Raw genomic sequence first — 25639 nt, 5'->3', positions numbered from 1 at the left:
CTCATCCTCCCCTTCGTTTAGTTCCGTAGCGGTTTGCCTTTGCTCAGCATGTGCTGCATGCGTTGCTGCGTCTTGGGTTCGCCGCATAAGCTCAGGAACGCCTCACGCTCCAGATCGAGCATATATTGCTCGGTCACCAGCGTCCCGGCGGGCACGTCGCCTCCAGCGAGCACATGGGCGAGCTTGTTGGCGATCAGCAGATCGTGATCGCTGATATAACCGCCTTCGTGCATGCCGAGTGCGCCAAGCTGCAGAACCGCTTTGCCTTCGGAGCCAACGACGCGGAATTTCGTCTCGGGAATCGGCTCATATCCGCTTCCCGCCAGCTTCAAGACGGCCTGCTTCGCTTCGTAAATCAACTGATCGGGATTTAACACCACCCGATCGGTGGACTTCAACAGCCCCAGCCGTTTGGCGTCATGACCGCTGCTGGATACGGTAGCCGTCCCAACCGTTTGGAAGTAGTGGTTGATGTATGGCTGCAAATCAGCCTCAGCCAACATTGCCTGCTGGCTGGCTCGCAATGCCAATTCCTTGCAGCCACCGCACGCCGGGATCAGGCCAACGCCCACCTCGACGAGTCCGTAATACGTTTCAGCGGCGGCGATGACCTGATCTGCCGGCATGCACGCCTCCACACCGCCGCCCAGCGTCATGCGGTGCGGCGCCGCAATGACCGGCTTTTCAAACCGTTTCAGCCGGTACATCGTGTTCTGGAACAGACGAATAATGTCGTCGATTTCATCCCATTCCTCGTCCTGTGCCTCCATGAGCAGCAACATCAGGTTGGCGCCAACGCAAAAATTGCGGCCCTGGTTGGCAATGACCAGCCCTTCGAAGTTGTCCCGCACCTCATCCATGCTCTGCAAGATCATCTGCAAAATATCCGCGCCGATCGCATTGTTCGGTGAATGGAACTCCAAGCAAGCTACGCCGTCGCCAAGGTCGATCAGGCTGGCGCCGCTGTTGCTGCGCACCACTCGATTCTGCGCCTTCAAGTCGCGAAGCGAGATCTGTTCCGGCGGCAGCGCTACTGGCGCGTATCCTCCAACTGCGGCTTGGAATAGAGAGCCACCGTCTTTTTTGTAGAACGAGGTATTTCCCTCAGCAATCCAGTCCTTGACCCAGGCCGGTACCGTCAGCCCTTCCGCCTCCATCTTCTCAACGGTACGCACCAGGCCGATGGCATCCCACGTTTCAAACGGCCCCAGTTCCCAGTTAAAGCCCCATTTCATCGCTTCGTCGATTTCGCGGATGTTATCCGCAATTTCACCCAGCTTGGCGGCGGAATAAATCAGCACCTGCTTCAGTACATCCCATGCCAGCTGGGAGTAGCGGTCTTGCGTGCCAAGCAGCGCCTTCGTTTTGGCGGCCGCCCCTTTCGCCAGCTTGGCGGCTTCCAAGGAAGCGGACGTCACTTTGCGCTGCGGTGCGTACTCCATTGTCTGCAGGTTTAAGGACAGAATTTCGCTGCCCTTCTCCCCTTTGATTTTGCGGTAAAAGCCCTGCCCGCTTTTCTCGCCGAGCCAGCCTCGCGATACCATGTCCTTCAGCGATGACGGAGCGGCAAACACCTGCTTCTCCGCTTCATCCGATACGTTCGCATATACGTTGTCGGCCACATGCAGGAACGTGTCCAGGCCGACCAGATCCAAGGTGCGGAAGGTGGCGCTTTTCGGTCGGCCCATCGCCGGGCCAGTCACCGCATCCACCTCTTCGACGGTGTACCCCTTCTCCGCCATCTCGCGTAGCGTCACGAGCAGGCCATAGGTGCCGATTCGGTTGGCGATGAAATTCGGCGTATCCTTGGCCAGAACGACCGTTTTTCCCAGCTTTTGCTCGCAGAAGCGGCTTAAGCCTTGAACCAGCTCCGGATCGGTCGTTTGCCCCGGGATGATCTCCAGCAGCTTCATATACCGCGGCGGATTAAAGAAATGTGTGCCGAGAAAATGTCTCCCGAATTCCTCGGACCGCCCTTCCGCCATCGCGTTGATCGAGATCCCCGACGTATTGGAACTGACGATCGTCCCCGGCTTCCAGTGGCGCTCTACCTGGGCGAGCAGTTGCTGCTTGATGGCGAGGTTTTCGACGACGACCTCGATCACCCAATCCACGTCAGCAATCAGGTGCAAATGATCCTCCAGATTGCCGGGTGTGATTCGCTCCGCGAAAGCGTTGTCATATAACGGCGCGGGTTTCGTCTTGGACAGACCGGCGATCGCCGACGTCGCTAAGCGATTGCGCACGAACGGATGGTCGAGCGTCAGCCCAGCGGCCATCTCCGCGTCGCTTAACCGTTGCGGGACGATGTCGAGCAGCAGGCAGGAGATGCCCGCATTCGCCAGTTGGGCAGCGATGCCGGAGCCCATGATACCAGAGCCGATAACGGCTGCTTTTCGGATCGGTTTGTTCATTTGATCTACCTCCTATGACCTTAAAAATTCATTGAGATAATGCGGGGACCGGATCCGCCGCCTGCTCGCCGAACACGGACAACGCCAAAATTTCGGCAATGTCCCGCGCCTTTACCTGGCCTTCCACTTCCTTAAGCTTGGTGCCGTCTTCCAGCATCGTCAGGCAATACGGGCAGGCGCTGCTGATCATGCTCGGATGTACCTCCAACGCTTGCTCGGTGCGGGCCAAGTTGATCCGTTTGCCGGCGGTTTCCTCCATCCACATCAGCCCGCCGCCGGCGCCACAGCACATCCCGTTCTCCCGGGAGCGGGCCATCTCAACCAGCTCCACGCCGGGCACGGCCCGCAGGACCTCGCGCGGCGCATCATAGACACCGTTATACCGCCCAAGATAACAAGAATCGTGATAGGTAACCCGTTCGTTGACCTGGTGGGTCGGCTTCAAACGTCCCTCACGGATCAGCTGCTCCAGTAGCTGTGTATGGTGCTGCACTTCCACCCCCTCCAGACCGAATTCGGGATATTCGTTTTTCAACGTATTAAATGTATGCGGGCAAGCGGTAACGATTTTGCGCACCCCATACCGTTGGAACGTTGCAATGTTTTCATGGCATAGCTGTTGGAACAAGAACTCATTGCCCATCCGGCGCGGCGTATCCCCGGAATTGCGCTCCTCGTTGCCAAGGATCGCGAAGTTAACGCCCGCTTCGTGTAACAGCCGGACAAACGCCCGCGTGACTTTGCGGCTGCGCAGATCATAAGAGCCCATCGAGCCAACGAAATACAAATACTCAAAGGACGGATTATCCTTCACCGTCGGCACAGGAATACCCTCCAGCTCGCCGGTCCAGGCTGCGCGGTCGTTGCGGCTGATCCCCCAGGGATTGCCTTGCCGCTCGATGTTCTGCATCGCCCGTTGGCCTTCCGCAGGAACGCTGCCCTGCATCAGGACAAGATGACGGCGCAGGTCCACAATTTTATCGACGTGCTCGTTCCCCACCGGACATTGATCCTCGCAATTCCGGCAAGTCGTGCAGGCCCAAATTTCTTCTTCGGTCATGACGTCGCCGATTAGTTCAAGATCGGTTGCCGCTTTACCTTGGGCAGCCGGTTGCCAAGCCGCCTTTTGCCAATCCAGCGTCGGGCGGATGTCGGTGATGCAAGATGCGCGGCCCCAGTCCGGTGCCGCATGCGCCGCACCTGCTGCCACCGCGTGGACGCCGTCAGAGCCAAACACATTCGCCGGCACCCACGGCGATTTGCCTGTAACGGCGGCGCCTTTCTCGGTGAGATGATCGCGCAGCTTCGTGATCAGATGCATCGGCGACAGCGTTTTGCCGGTGCTTGCCGCCGGGCAGACGCTGGTGCAGCGACCGCATTCCACGCAGGCGTAGAAGTCGAGCATTTGCTTTTGCGTGAAATCCTCAATGCAGCCAACCCCGAAGCTCTCGGCTTCTTCGTCTTCAAGGTCCAGGCTCTGCAGCCGTCCATGCGGTTCCCGCCGGCGCAGCCAGATGTTGATCGGTGCTGTGATGAGATGGAAGTGCTTCGATTGAGGGATGTATACGAGAAAAGAAAGCAGGATCAATAAATGCAGCCACCAAAACACGTAAAAAACAGCTTCCGCGGCGGCCGCAGGCAGCCAGGCGAATCCGGCGGCGATGGCTGACGAGACCGGGGCGTACCATGAAAACTCCAGCCCCATCCATACACGTTCGAAGCCTAACGACAAGAGCACGGAAACCATCAAGGCATAGATGAAAATCACAACGATGCCAGGTTTCCAACCCTTTTTTAATCGCGGCAGCTTCTCGATATAACGGCGGTATGCGGCGTACCCCATCGCGATGAGAATCGCGAGCGCGGTAAACTCTTGGAACCAGCCGAACAGCTCGTATGCAGGCAACGGCAGATGACCGCCGCGCGACAGCCCTTTGACGATCAGATCAATCGCCCCAAACTGCAACACGATAAACCCGTAAAACACAACAACGTGCATCAACCCGCTTTTGCGATCCTTCATCAGCTTCTTCTGCCCGAGCACTTGCGACCAGAATTCGCCTTGGGCTCCCCCGTGCCTAGCACGGAAGTCGAACGGCCGGCCAAGCCGCAGATACAGGTAACGACGGACTACAGCCTGATAGAACACGAATATGGCATATCCCGTAACGGCGGCAAACAGCAAAGCGTTTAGCGTAAGCCAAAACGTAACCATGAATATGCGTCCCTCCTTCGAACAATTCTTTTTGTGGAAAGAGATCGCTGATCGATAAAGTGTGTCAATGTGTGCGGGAATGCTGGTTCTGGCAGGACTAAGGGGTTCATTGATTTCACAACAGTCATAGCCGAAATGGAGATAAAGCTGAATTACTGGGATCAAAGTGTTAATGAGTGATGAGTTCCTAGCACGATTGAGGTTGGCCCTCGTACAAGTCAACAGGGTAAACGTTTACAACATGGAGTTAAATGAAAATCTTAAGGAACGTCCCTTGACAATCGGTGAGTTCTTCCCCTAAGATTAAGAAAATGAATGACGGTTCATTCAGTTGTTTTAAATTTTAGCATTGAGGTGGCTCGATGACAAGTAGGAAACAGGAAAAATTTGAAATGATCTTGGATGCAGCGGAAAAAGTCATTGCGGAGAACGGGTTCCACGGCTCCCAGGTCTCAAAAATCGCCAAAGAGGCTGGAGTCGCAGACGGCACAATTTATTTATATTTCAAAAATAAAGAGGATATCCTGATCTCCCTCTTCCAGGATCGGCTGGGCAAGCTTGTTGATCTGTTCCATCAGAACATCCGTGAAACGAGCACAGCCGAAGAAGCGCTGCGTAAAGTGTGCGAAATTCACTTCACCCATCTGGAGCAGAACGTAAATTTTGCGTACGTGACGCAAATCGAGCTGCGGCAAAGCTCCCTCGAACTGCGCAAGGCAATCGGCCTTGCGGTGAAGCCCTACATCACGCTCATCGAGCATATCTTGAAGAGAGGGATCGAGGAAGGCTCGTTTCGCGCCAACCTGGACACCAAGCTATCCCGTCAGCTGATCTTTGGAGCCTTGGACGAGGTCGTGACCTCCTGGCTGATCTCTGGTATGAAGTACTCTCTATCCGCTCAAGTGGAGAACACGGTGGACTTTTTCCTGCGTGCGATGAAGAAGTGAGCCCTTATTTCTGAGCAACACCCCACCTATCGGCTCTGCGCTAACGCTTGTGATCGACCTTATCAGAGGCAAAATCGGAATCTGCATCATATAACGCTTGTCACAGCGCTTATTTGCTGGTTTTTGAGGAATATCCCCCTCAAATCGTGCCATTAGCGTTACTGATCAGCGTTAGAAGTGAAATTCACTCCTTATCGCCCAAATAAGTGCGCTGGCAAGCGTTAGCATGAACTTGAAGCAGAACATTCTTGAAAGGAGTTGGCCCGCATGCATGTCGTTGTAATCCTGAAACAAACCTTCGATACGGAGGAAAAAATCGTCATCACCGATGGTAAGATTGGTGAGGACGGCGTTAAGTTCGTCATTAACCCTTACGACGAATATGCGGTTGAGGAAGCGCTGCGCCTGAAGGAAGCCCATGGCGGCACGGTGACGGTCGTGTCGGCAGGGCCGGAAAGAGCGGCCGAAGCGCTGCGCACCGCCCTGGCGATGGGCGCTGATGAAGCGGTACGGATCGCCACAGAGACGATCGATACGGACGAATACGGCATCTCCCGCCTGCTCGCCGCCTACCTGCAAACGCTGAACTATGACCTTATCCTGGGCGGCAACTTCTCCGTGGACAACGGAGCCGGTCAAGTCGCCGTGCGGCTTGCCAAGCTGCTCTCGCTCCCCCACGTCTCGTCGATTACGAAGCTGACCGTAAACGGAGATCGGGCAACCGCCGTACGGGATGCGGAAGGCGACGCTGAAACATTGGAGGTGGCGTTACCCGCTGTTTTCACGGCCCAGCAAGGCTTAAACGAACCACGCTATCCGTCGCTCCCCGGAATTATGAGAGCAAAGAAGAAACCGTTCCGCGAATTGGCCCTCTCCGATCTTGGACTGAACGAAACCGACATCGCCCCCAAAACACGACGGCTTGGCCTCTCCCTGCCGCCGGCCCGCCAAGCTGGCAAGCTGCTCGCCGGTGCACCTAGCGAACAGGCAGCGGAATTGGTTCGACTGCTGCGCTCTGAAGCGAAAGTCATTTAACCCGAAGGAGGCGTTAATCATGAGCAAAACGTACGTGGTGATCGTCGAAACGAAGGATGGTAAGCTTCGCCAAGTCTCTTTGGAAGCGCTTCACGTCGCGAATGCGCTGCAGGGCGAAAGCGACCGGCTTGCGGCGGTGCTGCTGGGTCATCAGCTGGATGATGCCGCAGCCGAGCTGAGCCGTCATGTGGAGGGCCAGGTGCTGGTCTTGGATCATACCGAACTCCATGCTTATCAGCCGGAGCTGGCCTTTGAAGCGATACTGCAAGCCCTGGCCGTGCTGCCGGACGAACCGAGACTCATCCTGCTTGGACATACAGCCATCGGCCGCGATCTCGCACCTCAGCTGGCTGCCTGGCTTGATTGCGGGCAAATTTCTGACGTTACCGCCCTCACCAAGGACGGCGACAGTGTTGTATTTACGCGTCCAATTTATGCCGGGAAAGCCTTTGAGCAAAAAGAACTGGCAGACGGCAGCGGCATCGTGACCATCCGTCCAAACAACTTCCCCCCTGCAGCCCCAGCCGCTGCCTCAGGGACGCTCGTTCCGTTGGAGTTTACCCCGCCTGCAACGCTGCACACGATCCTCAAGGATGTGGTGCGCAAAGTGTCCGGCAAGGTCGATCTCACCGAAGCGAAGATCGTCGTATCCGGAGGACGCGGCGTGAAAAGCGCCGACGGCTTTAAAGTGCTGGAAGAACTGGCGGACACCCTCGGCGGCGCCGTCGGCGCTTCGCGCGGTGCGTGTGATGCCGGGTACTGCGACTATGCGCTGCAAATCGGCCAAACCGGAAAGGTCGTCACACCGGAAATTTATATCGCCTGCGGGATTAGCGGCGCGATTCAGCATCTGGCCGGCATGAGCCAATCGCGGATCATCATTGCCATTAACAAAGACCCTGAAGCGCCGATCTTCAAGGTAGCCGACTACGGCATCGTTGGCGATCTGTTCGAAATCGTTCCCTTGTTAACCGAGCAATTTAAAGAAGTCCTCGCTGAACAGACCTCCTAATATAAAAAAAAATGCCTGCATCACGTGATGCGGGCATTTTCCTCGTAAGGAATCAATAAAACATATTCAGGATCGACCGCAGTACCTTACCCATGCCGTTCGCTCTTTTCCGTTTTTTCACCGATCGCTTGGGAACGGTCATCCCTTCAAAGCAGTTAGGGTTGCCGGGTCTTTTTAACAACTGATGGAATTCCTTAATCTCCCGTTCTCTCACGTAAAAATCTTGATAATTCATGGGATAACCTCCTTGCTTCCGGGGCTGGTAACGACCGCCCCTCTGCTTATTTCCATTATCTGCTTCAAAAGCAGGAAGAAAAAGAGTATACTATTCCAAAGTCATTTCCCCTTTTGCGTTTGCAAGGAGGACGGGGGCATGGAGGTGTGTGATCGTGTTAACCGCAGAGCGTTATTTGGCGCTGCTGAATCATTATGCGGAGGGAAGCGGCGATTCGGCAGAGCCTCGCGAAGTTGAGGTCGCGCTGGAGGATTTAACGAAGCTGTTTCATTGTACGGAGCGGAACGCCAAGCTGGTGATCCGCAAGCTGCAGGAGGAAGGTCTGATCGACTGGTCGCCGGGCCGAGGGCGCGGGCATCGTTCCCGTTTGGTATTTCGGGTGAACCGGGAAAATTTCTTGATCGACCTGGCCCAAAGGCTAGCGGAAAAAGGGGAATACCGCTTGGCCTTCGAATTCCTTCATCAGTACGAAGGCGATATCCATGCGCGGGAACGGTTCATTCAGTGGCTGAATGACCAGTTTGGAGCGGAACGACAGCTCGCCGCAGGTCAAAGCTGCCGGGACATCTTCCGCCTGCCGGTGTATAAAGCTCCGCTTACGTTAGATCCGGCCAAGCTGATTTACGACTTGGATTCCCATCTCGTTCGGCAAATCTTCGATCGGCTGGTGCAATACGATCAGACGAAGGGTCAAGTGACCGGCATGATCGCCCATCATTGGGATCATGATGAGACCGGTACGGCGTGGACGTTCCATTTGCGTAAAGGCGTGCGTTTTCATCATGGAAAAGAGCTCACCGCCGAGGACGTCGTTTTCACCTTTTCTCGGCTGCGGGAAGTCTCAACCAACCGCTGGTTGGTGTCGAGCGTAGACCGGATCGAGGCGCTGGATGCGCGAACCGTTGTGTTCCAGTTGCATCAACCAAATTGGCTGCTCCCCCGCCTGTTCTGCTCCTCATGTGCTTCCATCCTTCCTGCCGATTTACTCAGTAAGGACGAAACGGCATTTTGGCAGTTTCCAAGCGGCACTGGCCCGTTCCGGCTTACCCATTGGAGCTTGAACCGGATGGAGCTTGAGGTACATGCGGGTTATTTTCTCGGTCGACCTTATTTGGACGGCGTTACCCTGGTCTTTCTGCCCGACGATATTCCGAATTCCTCCAAGTTGAGATGGGAGCAACTGATCGTCAACGATTCACGGGTTCCCGCCCAAGCCGGGGACGATTGGAATCGAATCCAGACCTTAAGACGGGGCTGCAGCTTAATTTCCTGGAATCGTAACCGACTTGGACCGCAGCAATCGCTGGCGTTTCGGCAGGCGATTAACCTGGTGATTGACCGCCCTGGGTTGATCCGAACTACGGGGAAATCCGGATATCCGGCACGCAGCTTCCAGCCAACCGAGGAAACCACGCTGGGGGTTCATCGGCACGATCCGGCCGCCGCAAGGCAACTGCTGGAGGAAATAGGTTATATCGGCGAGCCGATCCGCTTGGCAGCCCATTATCTCGATAGAGAGGAAGCCGAATGGATCAAACTCCAATGCGATACGATCGGAATTCCGGTTGAGGTTGTGAATTATGAAAAAGGTGATATGGCAAGAACGGCTGCCCTGGAAGCCGATGCCGTCCTGTTATACCTCGTCTTCGCCGAGGATGAGGTGTGCGAGTTGGAAAGCTTCTTGCAGGAAGACAGCTACATCCGTTTGCATATGCCGCCGGAATTAAGCCGCTGGGTGTTCGGCATGGTGGATGAAGTTTTTGCGTCCAGAAGTCCGGAGAAACGGCGGGTGTTGCTGCAGCAAATCGAAAATCGCCTGCAGGATGAAGCGCAGGTTACTTTTCTTGTGCACAGCATGTTGAACACGTATGTCCACCCTTCCATCCGCGGTGTTGCGATCAACAACCTCGGCTGGATGGACTTTAAGGACATCTGGCTGACCTCCACAGCGGGGTGAGTCCCCTAAAAAAAGCGTCTGGCTGTTGAGCCAAACGCTTTTTGTATTAATTAACCTTCATTCGGTTGTCAATCGGCCCAAACTCCTTGTCGCCAGCCGGAGCCTCAATGTTGCCAAACGGCATTTGCGCAATTAGCTTCCAGCTTTCCGGTACGCCCCATTCCTTCCGCATTTCCTCGTCGATTAAAGGGTTATAATGCTGGATCGAAGCGCCTACGCCTTCGTCCGACAGGGCTGTCCAAACGACATATTGTAACATGCCGTTTTGCTGCGCCCAAACCGGGAAGTTCTCGGCGTATAAGGCAAACTGCTTCTGCAACCCTTCGATCACCATCTGTGTGAATGGAACCTCCCTTAATATGCCCCCAATAGACGTAAATCCAACCCATCCCGAAGCAGCTTCCGTTTACTCGCTGATGAGCTTTAAACCCACGGCTGCGCCTAAAATAAAGGCAATAAACAGCAGCCTCCGCCACTCGCGGGATTCGCCATAGAGCAGCATCCCGGCGATCGCGCTTCCCGCTGTACCGATTCCCGTCCACACCGCATACGCCGTCCCCATGGAAATGGTTCGCATCGCCAAGGTCAGAAACAGGAAGCTGAGCAAAAAACCGCCGGCCATCCAGGCATACGCACCTAGGCTCTTACGGGTGTTGCTTTTGTTAATCCCGATCACGCCCAGCACCTCGCCAAATCCGGCAAAAACAAGCAGTATCCAATCCATCGGTTAAGCTCCCCCTTCCGTCTGCTTCTCTCTATCGGTCACCAGCTTCAAGCCGATAACGCCGACCAGCAACAGCAAAATGAGCAGCAGCTTAGCCCAGCGGAACGGTTCCCCAAACAACGCCATCTCCGCGATCACCGTACCTGCCGTGCCGATGCCCGTGAATACGGCATAGACCGTGCCAATCGGAAGCCGCCGTCCGGATAAGATCAGTAAGTACATGCTCATCACGATACAAACCGCCGTCGCTCCCCAGCCGAGCGCATCCCCGGCGTGCTTCAAGCCGATCACCCATCCAATCTCAAATAAGCCGGCAACGCCGACCCACCCCCAATCACGTTTCATGCTGCATGACTCACTCCTTTATGCAAAAAATAAAACCCGAAAGATATCAACAAACGATATCTCCCGGGCTTTTGTCCCTCCGTGTCCACGACATGATAAGTGCCGCGCGTTCCCTCTTGGACCAGTCCGGCCGGTGTATCCGCCGCGGAACCCTAGGGAACAATTCGATAGCTATCTTAACCGATTCCTGCTGCAGGGTCAAGAAGTACCGATAATTTTAAGTATACAAAACTATACTATAGAACAATTTTGTGCGTACTTGTAAGTTGTAATCCGATCGACTAACATGGATATTGACAGAGGTTTATTCCATAACATTCTAAAAGCAAGAGAAGGAGTGATAGAGAATGAGCGCCCAACTATTTACCCCGTATACGATCAAACAGGTTACGTTTAAAAACCGGATTGTTATGTCCCCCATGTGCCAATATTCTTCCCACAACCGAGACGGAAAAGTCGAGGATTGGCACCGGGTTCACTACGCGTCCCGCGCCGTTGGCGGCGTTGGCTTGATCCTTGTCGAAGCGACGGCCGTCTTACCAGAAGGACGGATTTCGTATCGAGATCTTGGCATCTGGAGCGATGAACACATCTCCGGATTGAAGGAGCTCGTTGACCTTGTGCATCGTAACGGCGCCAAAATTGGGATTCAACTCGCCCATGCTGGACGGAAAGCGGAGCTCGAGGAAACGATTCTAGCGCCGTCTGCCATTCCGTTTCCGGAGAAAAAAACGCCTAAGGCCGCGGATGCCGAGGATATCCGGCGGATTGTGGAAGGTTTCCGCGACGGGGCACGCCGCGCGAAGGAGGCCGGTTTTGACGTCATTGAGATCCATGGGGCCCATGGGTATTTGCTGAACGAATTCCTTTCTCCGGTGACCAACCATCGGGAAGACGAATACGGCGGAAACGCCGATAACCGTTACCGGTTGTTGAGCGAAGTGATCGAGGCAGTAAATTCGGTTTGGTCCGGTCCGCTGTTCGTCCGGATCTCGGCGAATGAATACGATCCGCAGGGCAATTCGCTGGAGCAATATATCAACTATGCCCGCCGAATGAAAGCGCAAGGCGTGGATCTGATTGACTGCAGCTCTGGCGGGTTGGTTCCGGCACAAATTCAAACGTTCCCGGGATATCAAGTGAACCTGGCGGAACAAATCCGCCGCCAAGCTGAGGTTGCCACCGGTGCCGTTGGTTTAATCACGGACCCTTCCCATGCGGAAGAAATTCTCGGCAACGGGCGGGCAGATCTGGTGCTGTTAGGCCGCGAGCTGCTTCGCAACCCTTATTGGGCGTACGAGGCTGCCAAAGCCCTGAACACGACGTTAGAGCGCCCGGTTCAATACCAAAGAGCTTAAAACGGACCAGTGTTGGAGGCCCGTTTTCGCGATTGGCGAAGGCGGGTCTTTTTGCTTGGCATTGGCCTGGCTGGTTATGATCAAAACCTGACTTGGTTTTCCCGAAGCAGAGTTTTATAATTTGAAGAGTGAATTTGTCCACGGACCAAGGAGTTGTTCTTGATAGATGCTAAATCGTCCTCATCCCCAAATTTTGATCATGACGGCGGTAGAAGCCGAACAGCAGGCCGTCCTGCGCGGACTCGCCGGCTATGAAGGCACTGATGTGCAGCTGGCGGGAGTTGGCCCGGCGTCGGCGGCAGCGGCGACAGCGGCCGCGCTGGCTCGCGCCGGCCAAACCGCCGGCGGCCCGTACAGCCTCGTCCTCAGCGCCGGGATCGGCGGCGGATTCACCGAGGTCGCCGGCGTTGGCTCGCTGGTCGTCGCGAGCGAAATTATCGCCGCCGACCTCGGTGCGGAGACGCCGGACGGCTTCGCCAGCGTGGACGAGCTGGGCTTCGGCTCGCCCCGAATCGCCGTGGCGGACGAGCTGGCGGCTCGCTGGGCTGCGGCGCTGCGGGAGGCCGGGCTGCCGGTCCACCACGGCCCGATCCTGACGTTATCCACCGTCACAGGGACGGCGGAAACGGCACGCCGGCTTGCCCAGCGTTACCCCGGCGCTGGCGCCGAAGCGATGGAAGGCTTTGGCGTGGCCGAAGCCGCCCGCCAGTTCGGCGTTCCCGTGCTGGAACTGCGCGCCATCTCTAACGCCGTAGGTCCAAGGCAACGGGAACTGTGGAAAATCGGCGATGCTCTGCAAGCTTTAGAGCAAGCTTGTGCTAAACTACCGGAGGTGCTGCAATCATGAAAATCGCTTTTTCGCCTTGTCCTAACGATACCTTTGTGTTCCACGCCTGGGTCCACGGGTTAATCCCGGGAGCTCCTGAGCTCGATGTCACCTATGCGGATATTGATATTACGAACGGTTGGGCGGCTTCCGGCACCGGACCTGAGGTGCTGAAAATTTCCTACGCGGCTCTCCCTTGGGTGCTGGACGAGTACGCACTGCTCCCGTGCGGCGGAGCGCTGGGCCGCGGCTGCGGGCCGCTCGTATTAACGGCGAAGGCATGCTCGCCTTCCGACCTGTCGGGCCGCCGCGTTGCGGTTCCAAGCGAACGATCCACCGCGTACCTGCTGTTTCGGCTCTGGGCAGCAAAGCATGTTCCCGGCGGCGTCGGCGAGATCGTCGTCATGCCGTTCGACGAGATTATGCCCGCCGTTCAACGCGGCGAATTGGATGCGGGTCTGGTGATCCATGAAGCACGTTTTACTTATCAAAATTACGGACTGCACCTGCTTCAAGACCTGGGCAACTGGTGGGAATCCGATACGGGCTTGCCGATTCCCCTCGGTGCAATCATCGCCCGCCGGTCGCTGGATCTGGCCGCAATTGCCCGCTGGACACGGGAATCCGTGGAATACGCCTGGGCGCATCCGGAATCTTCGGCGAAGTATGTGATGAGCCATGCGCAGGAAATGTCGCCCGAGGTGCAGAAAGCGCATATCGGACTGTACGTGAACCAATATACAGCGGATTTAGGTGAGGACGGATACGCGGCCATCCGCGGTTTGCTGGACCGGGCGGCCGCCGAAGGCTTGGTGCCGAAGATCGATCCGGCCAAGCTGAATGCCAGCTGGTGAGTGTAAAGAATCCATCAAAAAACAAAGAAGGAGCCGAATCTCGACTCCTTCTTTCTTTTGTTGGGTGCAACTTTACGCCCCTCCCCCAAACCGTTTGCGATACCCGCACTTCCTGCATAGCTCCTCGACGGCTTCGCGCCGGGAGAAGCCTTCGTACAAGCGGTTCGCTCGCTCTCCTTCCACAATCTCCGAAAATGGCGTTTGATACACATTCCCAAGATTGATGATCCCTTCCCCATCCAGACAGCAAGGAATAACCGTGCCGTCCACGAGAATTCCGGCCTGGTTGCGCAGCGCATGGCAGAAGCCTTTGCCATCGTCCTCCGGAGCCCGCAAATCCGGCCAATCGAATTCGTAATCTTGGTTCAAGTAAATCCGCTCGGCTAATTTAACCCCGCTTCCGGGTGTGACCTTCTCCTCGATCCGATAATCTAGGTTGAATTCTTGCTCAATGATGGCAAGCGTCTCCCGGTTACGCATCCGTTGCAGGTTCGTCTCGTTATCCTGGGTCAAATTCCACAGGCGGAACGAAACGATCAAATCGGACGCAGCTACTGCCTCACGGACGAAGGACAACACGTTCCGCAAATACCCTTCCCGGTCGGTCGAACCTTCATGTCCGTCGAAGCTGTGCAACGAAAAATTCATCTGCCGCAGCGCCGGCTTGCCGAGCAGCTTATGACGCACCTTGGGGAGCAGCGTGCCGTTCGTGGTGATGTTGACCTTAAACCCTTTTTCGTGGCTAATGTCAAGCAACTGGTCGATCTTGGGGTGCAGCAGTGGCTCGCCTTTGACATGAAAATAAATATAGTCCGTATGCGGCTTGATGTCGTCCAGAATCTTGCGGAAGTCCTCAACTTTGATAAACTGCGCCTGGCGATGGGTCGGCGGACAGAAGCTGCAGGCCAGGTTGCAGATGCTGGTCGTTTCGATATAAAACTTTTTGAATTTTTTCATGGTGACCTACTTCATTTAAATTTTAGTTACTGTCTTATTCTATCAATGAATCGCGGTTAATAAAAGATCATGTGGTCTTTGTCCGCTTTATAGTAATCCAGTCGGTCTTGTAACGTTCCGGTATGGAATTCGAACATATGCCCGTCCGGGTCCAGAAAATAAATCGACTTTTTGTCGCGCTGATCTCTTTCACGCCCTGGCAGCACTTCAACGTTTAATTCCCGGAGCCGGTTCTGAAAGGCCTCGAAATCCCCCTCATCGATCGAAAAAGCGATATGCGTATATGTACGATGCTGCTTGTCCCGCGGAATGTCTTCCTGATTTAAGGCGATCCACAGCCCGTTCAGGTCGAAATAGGCAAGCTTATGTCCTTTCACCAGGGGAGTCGCTCCAAAGACCTGCTCATAGAACGCCATGGATCGATCCAAATCCGATACGGAGAAACAGAAATGATTAATGCCATTAATTTTCATACCAATCCTCCTACTCTATCAAACAGACCGTGACAAGGCCCTGCCCCCTGCCACGACGAATTTTCATGCTGCTTCGCATTTTCCTAGTTCAGGACGTGGCTTTGGCGGTGATTCGCACGTTTTCCACTATAATCGGCGTGCCTGCCCCTATCATATCCTGCCCCAGCAACAACGTCAAAGACTCCGGCTCCAGTACAAACAATCTGCCTTCCTGCAGCATGCCATTGATAAATAAGTTGGTATAGGACCCTCCACCGATCCCGGCAAAAACCGCAGGCGTTTCCCCCTCGTCATCCGTAAATTGATTGGCAGGGATGTGAACGGTCCCGGTCAAATCGGCAAGCGGCGCAAAAAAGTAACGGAAAACTGTAGAGGTAACCCGAATATCGCCTGCAGGCAGTCCTGGTGGTCCGGGCTTTCCCCGCTCGCCTTGTGGACCTGTTAGCCCCATTGGCCCGGCTGCTCCTGGCTCGCCCTGCGGCCCTGGCGGTCCCATCGGACCGGCACTTCCCGGAGCGCCCTGCGGTCCTGCGGGTCCCAACGCTCCAGTTGCTCCCCGCATTTCGGCCAGATCCTCCGCAACTCCACCAGGAAACGGCATAAGATTCTTCGCGCGTACCAAGCGCTCATACTGCCGAAGTAACCGGCGGTAGCGGTGCAGGAGCCGTGCCGCTCGCAGATAACGAAGCCGCAGTGCATGCACGACCCGCTTCCGGCGCCGCTGACGCGAGCATGTCTGGCAGTGCTTTACCTTATGGGCTTGATACCGCCGTTTGTTCATGCGCGTTGCCTTTTTGCGCGCACCTCTTGCCGCTCCCATTCACCGCTTCCCCCTGGCCAGATGGCTCTTCAACTCTTACTTACCTATCCTATGAATAACCCGTCTTTGGCGCTTGGGCAATTGGCTTCCCCCGCCGTCCAAAAAATCCACATTCAACGGAGGTTGTCAGCCCTGTCACTTAACAAAGTTGCATCATTATATATGATGTATCGGACACTCTCGATACCCTCAAAGATTAGGAGGTGATGATAGATGCCTGTAATTAAACCCGTATTTACGGCAGTAGCATCGGCTCCAGTCGCCTCTGGAGGTGAAGTTACAACCGTAGTAACGCCGACAGTCACCCGTTACTTCGCCACGTTAACAGCCGACATGATCGGCGCTACCGAAACGACCATTCCTGCCGCCAGCTTCGTCGACGATGCCGACGCACCGATCACGGAACTGCCTGAGCTCACCGGTACCGATTATTTCAACGTTTACATTAACGGCGTACTTCAACAATCCTCGTTGTCAACGCTGACCACGGCCAGCCTCGTGCTCGACACCGTGGATTTGATCGCAGGTGTTCCCGTTCAGATTGAAGTGGGCAGCTTCAGCAACGTCGTTTCCACAATTACAACCCCGCCAACAATTTCGGCGCCCACCATTACGATTATCACGTAATCTGTATTGACGAGTTGTCCCCTCATAGCATAAAATGTTGCCAATGACAACGCAATAAGGCGATGGAGTTCGCCTAAACCGCTCGTTTGAGCTGATGACTCCTACCAGACTCTCTGGTAGGAGTCTGTCTATTTTTTCAGGAGGTAGAGCACATTGAACATCCTTGCATTAATTGTGGGTGGCTTACTCGGAACCCTGCTCCGGTACGGACTGTCCCTCTGGATTCCAAACATTGGAACTTTTCCACTTTCGATCCTGCTCATCAACTGGGCCGGTTGCTTATTTCTCGGCTGGTTGTTTACCGTCGCTGCCCTGCGAAAGATCCATCCCAGTATACGCATCGGGGCAGGTACGGGATTTGCCGGTGCATTTACGACGTTCTCCACCTTCACGGTCCAGACCGTTGATGCGATACATACCGGACATCTGGCTGCGGCAGTCGCCTATCTGTTGACCAGCTTGATCGGCGGTCTTCTGATGGCTTGGGCTGGAGTCCGCTTAGGTCAAAAACAACAGGCTCCTAAGGCAGGGGACTCCGCATGATCGGCATCGTGGGACTTGGCGGGATTCTCGGCACGCTCCTTCGTTACTATTTAGGACAATGGATCTCATCCCAAACCGCCCCTCGCGGCTCGCAATTTCCTTGGGGAACGTGGGTAATCAATCTCAGCGGCAGCCTCCTGCTTGGCGTCCTAGCCGGACTCCACACACGGCAGGCTATCCCTGACTGGGGCTGGTTGATGCTGGGGACTGGATTTTGCGGTGCCTACACGACGTTCTCCACCTTTGGATATGAAACGATCACCTTAATTAACAAGGGGCAAAAACAAAAGGCGGCCGTATATGTGCTGACCTCGGCTTTGCTCGGCGCGGCTTGCGCATGGTTGGGAAGCTGGCTTGTCTCAACTTAACGCTCCCTCCATTACAAAGGCATCGGCCCGTATAACGATCAAGCGTCCCGGCGCCAGCATATAATGCAGCAAATCCGCGAATATGCGAGAAAAGGTGATATCTATTGGCCAGTTTTCGTAGAGCTTATTTGCTGAAACAGCGCATTGCCGGGAAGATGCTGAAGATGAAGGGAGTCCATGGCGTTGGCGTCGGCTTGCGGGACCCGAAACGCCCCAAACGCGGCGCAGCGATCATCGTATATGCCAATCCCCTGACCACAGCCGCTGCCGCCAAACAAAACAAGTCAACCCGCACCACAGCATTACCTCGTTATCTAAAGCCTCGGGCTGGCGTGCCGTTTCGTATCGTCCGTTCCCCTAGGTTCTGCAAACGGGCCGGTAATGGGAACGGCGGCAGGTTCACGCGCCGAATTCGCCCGGTTATGGCCGGCTACAGCGTTGGCACATCGGACTCCTCCGGCACGGTTGGTTTGATCGTCAGCGGAGATGCTTCCGGATGCCAACGCTTGATCCTTAGCAACAACCACGTCCTCGTCGATAATAATACCCGGCGATTCTCTGCCACGCTGCAACCGGGAGGTGCTGATGGAGGGACTATCGCTAAGGACCGCATCGGTCAGCTGGACCGTTTCGTCAAGCTGAGCCGGAAACGGGCAAATTATATCGACGCAGCTACCGCCAAACCTTTGAGACGTTCTTTGCTGAAGCCAGCCTATGCTGTCTTTGGGATCGTCCCGGGCCATGTGCGATCCTATAAAATCGGTGATCGACTTAAGAAGGTGGGTCGCACGACAGGGGTTGTAACCGGTACGGTGGAATCAATCCATACCGATGTGCAGGTCGATTACGGGGATTACGGCAATTTAGGGATGATTACCTTCAAGAACCAAAGCGTGATCCGTGGCAAACGCCCCGTTTCCTTGGAAGGCGATTCCGGCTCGGTGTGGCTGACGAGGAAAGGCAATCTTGCGACTGCGGTGAATTTTGCCGGATCCGAAAACGGATTGCTGTCCATCTCCTATCCCATTGAATGGTTTATGCAGGTGTTTGGCGCGCGGGTAGCAAAGCCCGGTTCAGGGCGGCTGCTTCGATCCGGGCGGGGCAACAGTAAGAAATTTATGTGCATCCGGCCGTTGCCGGCGAAGCTGGTCCAATCCCTCCGTCCGATTACGGCGTCTCCCCGCCCGCTCCGTCGGAGGACCACATAAGAAAAACGTCTATCGACGTACATTCAAAGTAGACAGACCGCGTTTAGAGGAAATTTTTCTTGCGATATCAGGATGCCAATCCTGATATCTTTAAAAAAAGCTCCCTAAGGGAACCCTTAGGGAGCTTACCATGTTATTCCATAAAATCTTTCAGCCGCTTGCTGCGGCTTGGATGCCGAAGTTTGCGCAGCGCTTTGGCTTCGATCTGGCGAATCCGTTCGCGCGTAACACCAAACTCCTTGCCAACCTCTTCCAATGTCCGCGTCCGGCCGTCATCCATACCAAAACGCAGCCGAAGGACATTTTCCTCACGCTCGGTCAGTGTATCCAACACTTCTTCCAGCTGCTCCTTCAATAATTCATAGGCCGCAGCTTCTGCCGGAGCCGGAGCATCGTGATCTTCGATAAAATCGCCGAGGTTCGAATCGTTCTCTTCCCCGATCGGCGTTTCCAACGATACCGGTTCCTGAGCGATTTTCATAATCTCCCGCACCTTATCCGGCGTCAAATCCATCTCCTTCGCAATCTCCTCCGGAGTCGGCTCGCGTCCGATCTCCTGAAGCAACTGCCGGGAGACACGGATCAGTTTATTAATGGTTTCCACCATATGCACCGGTATTCGGATCGTTCGGGCTTGGTCTGCTATCGCACGGGTAATCGCTTGACGAATCCACCAGGTGGCGTAAGTACTGAACTTGAACCCTTTCGAATAATCGAACTTCTCCACCGCTTTGATCAGGCCCATATTGCCCTCTTGAATCAGGTCCAGGAAAACCATCCCGCGCCCAACATAACGACGGGCAATGCTGACCACCAATCTGAGATTCGCTTCAGCCAATCGGCGCTTCGCTTCCTCATCCCCGTTCTCGATGCGCTGCGCAAGCTCGATTTCCTCCTCTGCGGATAACAGAGGCACGCGCCCGATTTCCTTCAGATACATTCTGACCGGGTCATCGATTTTAATTCCTGGCGGTAACGTCAGATCATCGGTGTAATCCAATTCATTATTCTTCAAGTCCTCTGTCATCTTCCAGACCCCCACCCTAAAAATTAAATGCGAAAACCACTCTATATCTCTAAAACCGTAAATCCATTTGACAAATGATTGATTTTATGCTATTATTGAGGAGATTATTGCGTGAGTTTTTTGTGATTGGCTATCCGTCATTTTACCACAGTTCATTAGTTTATACAACAATTAATTTATTTTTTTATTTTGTTCGCAGAACGAGACGCTGATCCTTAGGGATCAGCGTTTTTTGCATTTTCTTATTTTCTAAATCGATATTAAGACCGATCTTCCCATGCTCGTAACAATGCCCCTTGAAAAATTTCCAACGGCTGTGCCCCCGACACCGCATACTTACCGCGCAGCACAAAGAACGGTACGCCGCGAATCCCAAGTCTTCTTGCTTCGTTCTCATCCTCGCGGACAGCGTCGGCATACGTATTTTGCTCCAGCACTTCCCGGACGGCTGTGCCTTCCAAGCCAACCTCTTCCGCCAAACGAACCAGTGTTTCCCGGTCCCCGATATGCAGCGAATCCGTAAAATAAGCCCGGAACAACCGCTCCGTCATCTCCTTCGCCTTGCCCTGCTCTCCGGCATAATGCGCTAATCGATGAGCATCAAACGTATTTGTAGGAATGATCGTATCAAAGTTATACGTTAACCCTTCCGTTTGAGCCTGCTGCGCAACATTGCGGTTTGATTCCTGCGCCTGCTCCAGGCTGAGGCCGTATTTCACCGCTAACAATTCATGGATGCTCGACTCCGTATCCTTAGGGGCACCCGGATCCAGTTCAAAGCTGCGGTAAACGATTTCGATCTCATCCCGATGACCAAATAATTCCAACGCCCTTTCCAGGCGACGCTTGCCGATGTAGCAAAACGGACAGCCAAAGTCCGACCACACTTCGATTTTCACATCAATCTCCTCCTTTTTTTGCGCAAGGTCCTTACTGGATCAGACCTCATTCGCGAGCCTGCTCAAGCCGCCCCATCCCAATCACAATCATATGGGATTTCCTTGCGTTTATGCAGCACCGCCTCCCGCAAGATGTGACTTGCTTGTCCAAGGCAGCTATAATAAACGAGAAGGATATATTTCCACATGAGGTGATTGCTATGAAAGTTACTTATTTGGGACATTCCTGCATCCTGGTGGACACAGGGAAGCATCGTTTGATCATCGATCCATTTCTCACCGGGAATCCGGCGGCCGCAGCCTCAGCCGATGACATTCAAGTCGATTACGTGCTTCTGACCCATGGTCATTCCGATCACATCGCAGATGCGGAAAGCATCGCCCGGCGAAACAACGCGCCGATTATCGCCATTGTCGAGCTGGCCGATTATTTTGCTGGCAGCGGACTGCAAACGGTCGGCATGAACCTTGGCGGCTCCCGCACGTTCCCGTTCGGTAAATTAAAATGGGTGCCTGCGCTGCACAGCTCGTCCGTCAACCAAAACGGCGTAAATGTATATCTTGGCGTGGCGGCAGGGATCCTGCTCGATATTGACGGAACAACCATATATCATGCCGGAGATACCGCCCTGTTCAGCGATATGAAATTGGTCAGCTCCCGGAGCCCGGTCGATCTCGCCTTCCTGCCGATTGGAGACCATTTTACCATGGGACCGGAGGATGCTCTGACCGCAGCTGAATGGATTGGCGCCAAGCACGTTGTCCCTGTGCATTACAATACGTTTGATGCAATCGCCCAGGACGGGGAACGATTTGTCGCAGATCTCGCACGTATCGGCATTACAGGTCATGCCTTGAAGCCGGGCGATTCTCTGGACAACTTCTAATTAAACGGATGAACAGCAAAATTGTTGCGGATCTGCAGCAATTTTGCTGTTTTTTAATCCGCCAGCTCCTTCCCCCGCGTCTCGGTCCCCAGCCAAAACACCGCCAGTGCCCCAATGACGATTGTCACGAAGAACATCCAGAAGATTCCCCCGATGGCGACGTGGCGAGCGACCAGCATGCCGACCAAGTACGGAGCGATGATACCGCCGATCCGTCCAAAGGAAGCGGCCAAGCCGACTCCGGTCGAACGCACCCGCGTCGGGTACAATTCCGGGGTATAAGCGTACATGCCGCCCCATGCCCCAAGATTAAAGAAGGATAAGCAAATCCCAGCGGCAATCAGCATTCCCTCACTAGTCGCATTTCCAAACCAGGCCGCGCTGGCTGCGGTGAGCAGCAAATACAGCACCAGCACAAATTTACGCCCAAACTTCTCAATGAAATAAGCGGCCGTGAAGTATCCCGGTAATTGTGCCAGTGTCATGATCAGCACGTATTCAAAGCTTTTGACCAGACTGAAGCCTTTCAGCACCATCACCGAAGGCAGCCACAGAAACATGCCGTAATACGAAAAGACGACGGTAAACCACAAAATCCAAAGCATCACAGTCGAACGACGGTGCGGGGAAGCCCAAACGGACTTAAACCTATCGCTGAAGGAAGGCCCTCGTCCTTGATGATAACCCGTCTGCGCTTTAAATCGGGCCGGCTCCTGGATTGATTTGCGCAAGTACAGCGCATATAACGCAGGTATGGCACCGATGATAAAAGCGGCCTGCCATCCGTAATCCGGGATGACGAAATACGAGATCAACGCCGAAGCGATCCATCCGGCAGCCCAGAAGCTCTCCAGCAGCACGACGGATCTTCCGCGTTCCTGTACCGACACCGATTCGGATACCAGTGTGGAAGCGACCGGCAGCTCCCCGCCAAGTCCAAAGCCGGCAATAAAGCGAAGCAAACAAAGCATGGCAAAGCTAGTAGCGGCAGCTGACAAACCGCTGGCGATGGAGAAAATCAACAGCGTCCACAGGAGCACGGATTTGCGGCCAAACTTGTCCGCCATATAACCGGCAATCGCTGCGCCAAACGCCATCCCTACGGAGTTGATCGCCGTAAAGAAGCCGGTCTGCTGCGGCGTTAAGCTCCATTCCACCGCAAGGGCAGCAGCGATAAACGAAATGATCCCGACGTCCATGGCATCAAACATCCAGCTGAGCCCGGCGCTGAGCAGCAGCTTCCGCCGTGCTGCCGCGGGTTTTCCTGATAAAGCCTGTTCCTGAGTATTCAAACGACTCGCCCCCTATCCAATCTTATTCTCTCTGTAGCTTATCCCGGAAAGCGGTCGATCCATGCTAAGGTCTCATGCCTTCTTTCGTCTTGGATAGGAACCGGTTGCGAATGACAAAGGCGACGCCCAGCACAAGCAAAAATAGGGCGTAGGAGAGAATCAACTCCTGAAGATTCACCCCCGGAAATACAATCGATGCGCTTAAGATCCCGAACAGCCAAATGCTTGACAGATTCCCAACCAGGTTGGACCAGACATAAGAACGGAGCTTTAAATTCGAAACCGCCGACATAAACGAAATGAGATTGTTTGGCATAATCGGAATCGTGCGGAGAAAGATCACTGCCCACACCCCATAGCGGTCCAGCCCTTTTTGCCATTTTTCGTATTTTTGCAGCTTAGCCAACCACCTGCGGTTAAACCAATCAGCAAAAAAATATCTGCACATCAGGTAAACAACCATCCCTGCCGCCGTACCGGCAATCCAACTGGCTAATAAACCGTTCGCAATCCCCAGCAGGGAGAGATGCAACATCACGATCGTGGCAAACGGAAAAAAACCAAAAACTCCCTGCACAACGGCAAGTGGGATCGTAAAAAGCAGGATGGAGTACCCGCCTAACTGAGTCGTCTCCAAAAACCAGTCCGTGATTTCCTTAACCCATTCGTTCAAATGATTTGATCCCCATTCCCCAAAAGCATATTAAGCCTCAACAACCCGTTTCCCCAAAATAACGAGATCCCGTTCCACGCCGTCTAAATTGGCCACGCGGGGCAAATGCGCCCAACGCTCGAAGCCGAATTTACTAAGGAGCTTAAGGCTCGGCTCGTTATGACCAAACACAAACCCAAGCAGCGTATGGACACCAATCTCAGGGCAAATCGCAAAGGATCGATTTAACAAGATCCCTCCGATTCCGCGGGAACGGTAGGCTTCGGTGATATAAATACTGATCTCGGCCGTGCCGTTATAGGCCGGTCGCCCATAGAAGGACTGAAAGCTGAGCCAGGCGATGACCTTCCCCCCGGATTTCATAACCAAAAGCGGCCGGAAATCGGGCGAATGCTCATCAAACCACTTCCGTCTGGCGTCAACGGTCACCGGCTCCAAATCGGCGGTAACCATGCGTCCAGCGATCGTTTCATTGTAAATCGCCACGATCGCCGGCAAGTCCTCAAGCGTTGCATCTTCAATGGTATAGTCGAAATGTTCCGTCATATGTACATGCTCACAGTCCTTGAATAATTTTGTTATACATAGCTCTGCCTTCACTTGCTGTGGCTGTTCCTCGAGCACCTTCAGAATATCGATAAATCGCCGTCCCGAATTCAAGCTGCCGCCAAATGATTTCTTCCATTCTCTTTCCTCCTACTCCGTTTCATGCTTGATTTGCACGTAGTGTTCCACGGTAGGCATGGGATCGTAGAATGGATGAAGCAGCGCTTTCCATTCCTCATATTCCGGAGATTGACGGAAACCTACCTCATGTGCGGAAATGGATTGCCAACGCACGAGCAGAATATATTTATTCTCCGTCTCTACGCATTTATGGAGCTCATGTCCAAGATAACCGGACGCCCGGCTGATGATTTTGGAAGCCTTCCGGAAGTGGCTTTCGAAATCATTAATCATTCCGGGCTTCACTTGCAGCTGAGCTACTTCAAGAATCATCCTCTGCATCCCCTCCGTTCAACTGATTATAGCACGGACTTAATGCTTTATGAATCCAAATTGCGGCAATTGAGCCTTCCCCCATGGCCACGCTAACCTGTTCCGCATGAAGTCCTAGATCCCCAGCCACCCACACGCCGGGGACGTTCGTCTGCTTTGTGCGGGGGTTGGCCTCCACATGACGGTTCTCGGAAATGCGTACGCCAAGTTGAGCGGCTAATCCAGAATGAACCTCATTGCCGCCAAACGCAATATATCCCCGTTCTGCTGTAAAGCTCCGGCCATCCTGTAATTTCACGCTGCGGATAAAGCCTTCGGATTGTTGGACTTCGGCGATGGCCCCTTCCTCGTAGCGAATCCCCTGTTCCTCCATTTGCTTCAGGAGCGACGCAGCGACAGATGTCTGTTCATGATTAATGTAGGTTAAATCGCGGGTCCGCTGGATGAGCAGCAGCGCCATCTTGGCACCGGTGTCCCCCGCCCCCATTAATACCGTTTTCCGCCCCTCAATTTCGTACCCATCACAATCCGGACAGACATAGACGCTTAGCCCAAGCGTTGGAACCAAACCGGGGACATCGGGAAAACGGTCCAGCACACCGGTCGCCAGCAGCAGGGTTCGACCTGAATACGTTTGGCCGCTTAATGTTTTTACCTGAAATCCCTCATCCCGTTTCTTCGCTTCGGTTACTGTGTCTTGCACAAACTTTACGCCATAAGACGCCGCTTGCCGTCTCCCCCGACTGCGCAGTTCTTCCCCGGAAATACCTTCCGGGAACCCCAGCAGGTTATGATATTGCCGGCATAACGTGGATCTTCCATAACCCGCGTCAATAACCAGTACGTTGTGGACCGAGTACCGGCCTAGCTGAATAGCGGCTTGTAATCCGGCAATACCGCCGCCAATGATCATGCAATCGTAGTTTGTGGTTTGAGTCATGTTG

Annotated in this window: 28 protein-coding genes, 1 pseudogene and 2 riboswitches; of the genes and pseudogenes, 12 read left to right on the top strand and 17 right to left on the bottom strand. The window is 54.3% G+C overall.

Annotation, left to right across the window (positions count from 1 at the left end):
• Positions 1-17 precede the first annotated feature (17 nt).
• Both M3G15_RS02245 and M3G15_RS02240 read right to left on the bottom strand, forming a co-directional pair.
• Complete coding sequence (locus tag M3G15_RS02245) at positions 18-2414, bottom strand: 3-hydroxyacyl-CoA dehydrogenase/enoyl-CoA hydratase family protein (protein ID WP_260069950.1); 2397 nt, start codon at positions 2412-2414, stop codon at positions 18-20.
• A 28-nt stretch (positions 2415-2442) separates the two neighbouring features.
• Positions 2443-4629 carry a (Fe-S)-binding protein gene (locus M3G15_RS02240; protein WP_260069949.1) on the bottom strand — a complete coding sequence of 729 codons (2187 nt, stop codon included), beginning with the start codon at positions 4627-4629 and terminating at the stop codon, positions 2443-2445.
• Positions 4630-4991: 362 nt separating this feature from the next.
• Here M3G15_RS02240 and M3G15_RS02235 point away from each other — a divergent pair, with 362 nt between their 5' ends.
• From M3G15_RS02235 to M3G15_RS02225, 3 genes are all read left to right on the top strand, one after another.
• Positions 4992-5576 carry a fatty acid metabolism transcriptional regulator FadR gene (locus tag M3G15_RS02235; RefSeq protein WP_260069948.1) on the top strand — a complete coding sequence of 195 codons (585 nt, stop codon included), beginning with the start codon at positions 4992-4994 and terminating at the stop codon, positions 5574-5576.
• 267 nt (positions 5577-5843) lie between these two features.
• Entirely contained in the window at positions 5844-6611 is a 768-nt protein-coding gene (locus M3G15_RS02230; RefSeq protein ID WP_009223201.1) for an electron transfer flavoprotein subunit beta/FixA family protein, read from the top strand.
• A 19-nt stretch (positions 6612-6630) separates the two neighbouring features.
• Positions 6631-7623 (top strand): electron transfer flavoprotein subunit alpha/FixB family protein, encoded by a 993-nt coding sequence (locus tag M3G15_RS02225; RefSeq protein WP_260069947.1) that lies wholly within the window; start codon positions 6631-6633, stop codon positions 7621-7623.
• Positions 7624-7675: 52 nt separating this feature from the next.
• On the opposite strand, the gene M3G15_RS02220 is transcribed toward M3G15_RS02225, so the two are convergent.
• Positions 7676-7858, bottom strand: a complete 183-nt coding sequence (locus tag M3G15_RS02220) for a hypothetical protein (protein ID WP_260069946.1) — start codon at positions 7856-7858, stop codon at positions 7676-7678.
• A gap of 154 nt (positions 7859-8012) precedes the next feature.
• On the opposite strand from M3G15_RS02220, the gene M3G15_RS02215 reads away from it, so the two are divergent.
• The gene (locus tag M3G15_RS02215; protein WP_260069945.1) at positions 8013-9815 is read left to right on the top strand and encodes an ABC transporter substrate-binding protein; all 1803 of its coding nucleotides are present in this window, start codon (positions 8013-8015) and stop codon (positions 9813-9815) included.
• Between the two features lie 46 nt (positions 9816-9861).
• Here the strand turns inward: M3G15_RS02215 and M3G15_RS02210 are convergent, their stop codons facing one another.
• The 3 genes from M3G15_RS02210 to M3G15_RS02200 are packed head-to-tail and all read right to left on the bottom strand — an operon-like array spanning position 9862 to position 10884.
• Positions 9862-10185, bottom strand: coding sequence for a nitroreductase family protein (locus tag M3G15_RS02210; protein WP_323079064.1), 324 nt, complete (start codon positions 10183-10185; stop codon positions 9862-9864).
• 36 nt (positions 10186-10221) lie between these two features.
• Positions 10222-10539, bottom strand: a complete 318-nt coding sequence (locus tag M3G15_RS02205; protein ID WP_260069944.1) for a DMT family transporter — start codon at positions 10537-10539, stop codon at positions 10222-10224.
• Positions 10540-10542: 3 nt separating this feature from the next.
• Positions 10543-10884: a DMT family transporter gene (locus M3G15_RS02200; protein ID WP_260069943.1), complete on the bottom strand. Its 342-nt coding sequence runs from the start codon at positions 10882-10884 to the stop codon at positions 10543-10545.
• A 58-nt stretch (positions 10885-10942) separates the two neighbouring features.
• Positions 10943-11051, bottom strand: a riboswitch (guanidine-I (ykkC/yxkD leader).
• Positions 11052-11231: 180 nt separating this feature from the next.
• On the opposite strand from M3G15_RS02200, the gene namA reads away from it, so the two are divergent.
• The 3 genes from namA to M3G15_RS02185 all read left to right on the top strand — a co-directional run bounded on the left by namA (position 11232) and on the right by M3G15_RS02185 (position 13922).
• Complete coding sequence (gene namA, locus M3G15_RS02195) at positions 11232-12242, top strand: NADPH dehydrogenase NamA (protein ID WP_009223194.1); 1011 nt, start codon at positions 11232-11234, stop codon at positions 12240-12242.
• Between the two features lie 166 nt (positions 12243-12408).
• Positions 12409-13089 carry a futalosine hydrolase gene (locus tag M3G15_RS02190; RefSeq protein WP_260069942.1) on the top strand — a complete coding sequence of 227 codons (681 nt, stop codon included), beginning with the start codon at positions 12409-12411 and terminating at the stop codon, positions 13087-13089.
• Positions 13086-13922: a 1,4-dihydroxy-6-naphtoate synthase gene (locus M3G15_RS02185; RefSeq protein ID WP_009223192.1), complete on the top strand. Its 837-nt coding sequence runs from the start codon at positions 13086-13088 to the stop codon at positions 13920-13922. Before M3G15_RS02190 ends, M3G15_RS02185 begins: the two co-directional genes overlap by 4 nt.
• A gap of 72 nt (positions 13923-13994) precedes the next feature.
• Here M3G15_RS02185 and M3G15_RS02180 read toward each other — a convergent pair whose 3' ends face one another.
• From M3G15_RS02180 to M3G15_RS21490, 3 genes are all read right to left on the bottom strand, one after another.
• Positions 13995-14879 carry a radical SAM/SPASM domain-containing protein gene (locus tag M3G15_RS02180; RefSeq protein WP_009223191.1) on the bottom strand — a complete coding sequence of 295 codons (885 nt, stop codon included), beginning with the start codon at positions 14877-14879 and terminating at the stop codon, positions 13995-13997.
• 56 nt (positions 14880-14935) lie between these two features.
• Entirely contained in the window at positions 14936-15352 is a 417-nt protein-coding gene (gene fosB / locus M3G15_RS02175; RefSeq protein ID WP_009223190.1) for a metallothiol transferase FosB, read from the bottom strand.
• 88 nt (positions 15353-15440) lie between these two features.
• On the bottom strand, positions 15441-16172 hold the full coding sequence (locus tag M3G15_RS21490) for a DUF4183 domain-containing protein (protein ID WP_311202247.1): 732 nt from the start codon (positions 16170-16172) through the stop codon (positions 15441-15443).
• 213 nt (positions 16173-16385) lie between these two features.
• Here M3G15_RS21490 and M3G15_RS02160 point away from each other — a divergent pair, with 213 nt between their 5' ends.
• The 4 genes from M3G15_RS02160 to M3G15_RS02145 all read left to right on the top strand — a co-directional run bounded on the left by M3G15_RS02160 (position 16386) and on the right by M3G15_RS02145 (position 18918).
• The gene (locus tag M3G15_RS02160) at positions 16386-16799 is read left to right on the top strand and encodes a DUF4183 domain-containing protein (RefSeq protein WP_260069941.1); all 414 of its coding nucleotides are present in this window, start codon (positions 16386-16388) and stop codon (positions 16797-16799) included.
• Between the two features lie 49 nt (positions 16800-16848).
• A riboswitch (Fluoride riboswitch) is annotated at positions 16849-16910 on the top strand.
• 42 nt (positions 16911-16952) lie between these two features.
• Positions 16953-17342 carry a fluoride efflux transporter CrcB gene (gene crcB, locus M3G15_RS02155; protein ID WP_009223187.1) on the top strand — a complete coding sequence of 130 codons (390 nt, stop codon included), beginning with the start codon at positions 16953-16955 and terminating at the stop codon, positions 17340-17342.
• Positions 17339-17710, top strand: coding sequence for a fluoride efflux transporter CrcB (gene crcB, locus M3G15_RS02150; RefSeq protein ID WP_009223186.1), 372 nt, complete (start codon positions 17339-17341; stop codon positions 17708-17710). The genes crcB (M3G15_RS02155) and crcB (M3G15_RS02150) overlap by 4 nt, the downstream gene beginning before the upstream one ends.
• Positions 17711-17814: 104 nt before the next feature.
• The gene (locus M3G15_RS02145) at positions 17815-18918 is read left to right on the top strand and encodes a hypothetical protein (RefSeq protein WP_260069940.1); all 1104 of its coding nucleotides are present in this window, start codon (positions 17815-17817) and stop codon (positions 18916-18918) included.
• 133 nt (positions 18919-19051) lie between these two features.
• On the opposite strand, the pseudogene rpoD reads toward M3G15_RS02145, so the two are convergent.
• Together rpoD and M3G15_RS02135 are read right to left on the bottom strand one after the other, a co-directional pair.
• Positions 19052-19939: pseudogene (gene rpoD / locus M3G15_RS02140) on the bottom strand (RNA polymerase sigma factor RpoD); the annotation flags it as partial.
• 266 nt (positions 19940-20205) lie between these two features.
• On the bottom strand, positions 20206-20844 hold the full coding sequence (locus tag M3G15_RS02135) for a DsbA family oxidoreductase (protein ID WP_009223183.1): 639 nt from the start codon (positions 20842-20844) through the stop codon (positions 20206-20208).
• Positions 20845-21044: 200 nt separating this feature from the next.
• Here M3G15_RS02135 and M3G15_RS02130 point away from each other — a divergent pair, with 200 nt between their 5' ends.
• Positions 21045-21731 carry a metal-dependent hydrolase gene (locus tag M3G15_RS02130; protein ID WP_260069939.1) on the top strand — a complete coding sequence of 229 codons (687 nt, stop codon included), beginning with the start codon at positions 21045-21047 and terminating at the stop codon, positions 21729-21731.
• 53 nt (positions 21732-21784) lie between these two features.
• Here M3G15_RS02130 and M3G15_RS02125 read toward each other — a convergent pair whose 3' ends face one another.
• The 6 genes from M3G15_RS02125 to M3G15_RS02100 all read right to left on the bottom strand — a co-directional run bounded on the left by M3G15_RS02125 (position 21785) and on the right by M3G15_RS02100 (position 25635).
• Positions 21785-23023: an MFS transporter gene (locus M3G15_RS02125; RefSeq protein WP_311202246.1), complete on the bottom strand. Its 1239-nt coding sequence runs from the start codon at positions 23021-23023 to the stop codon at positions 21785-21787.
• A gap of 64 nt (positions 23024-23087) precedes the next feature.
• Positions 23088-23696 (bottom strand): TVP38/TMEM64 family protein, encoded by a 609-nt coding sequence (locus tag M3G15_RS02120; RefSeq protein WP_009223180.1) that lies wholly within the window; start codon positions 23694-23696, stop codon positions 23088-23090.
• A 30-nt stretch (positions 23697-23726) separates the two neighbouring features.
• Complete coding sequence (locus M3G15_RS02115; RefSeq protein WP_009223179.1) at positions 23727-24242, bottom strand: GNAT family N-acetyltransferase; 516 nt, start codon at positions 24240-24242, stop codon at positions 23727-23729.
• A gap of 10 nt (positions 24243-24252) precedes the next feature.
• Positions 24253-24381, bottom strand: a complete 129-nt coding sequence (locus M3G15_RS02110) for a hypothetical protein (RefSeq protein WP_260069938.1) — start codon at positions 24379-24381, stop codon at positions 24253-24255.
• Between the two features lie 11 nt (positions 24382-24392).
• Positions 24393-24695, bottom strand: a complete 303-nt coding sequence (locus M3G15_RS02105) for an antibiotic biosynthesis monooxygenase family protein (protein ID WP_009223178.1) — start codon at positions 24693-24695, stop codon at positions 24393-24395.
• Complete coding sequence (locus M3G15_RS02100; protein ID WP_260069937.1) at positions 24685-25635, bottom strand: NAD(P)/FAD-dependent oxidoreductase; 951 nt, start codon at positions 25633-25635, stop codon at positions 24685-24687. Before M3G15_RS02100 ends, M3G15_RS02105 begins: the two co-directional genes overlap by 11 nt.
• Between the last annotated feature and the right edge of the window lie 4 nt (positions 25636-25639).

Origin of the sequence: Paenibacillus sp. p3-SID1389, assembly GCF_025151705.1 — a bacterium.
GTDB lineage: Bacteria > Bacillota > Bacilli > Paenibacillales > Paenibacillaceae > Fontibacillus > Fontibacillus phoenicis.
This window is presented reverse-complemented; position numbering and strand designations above follow the sequence as displayed.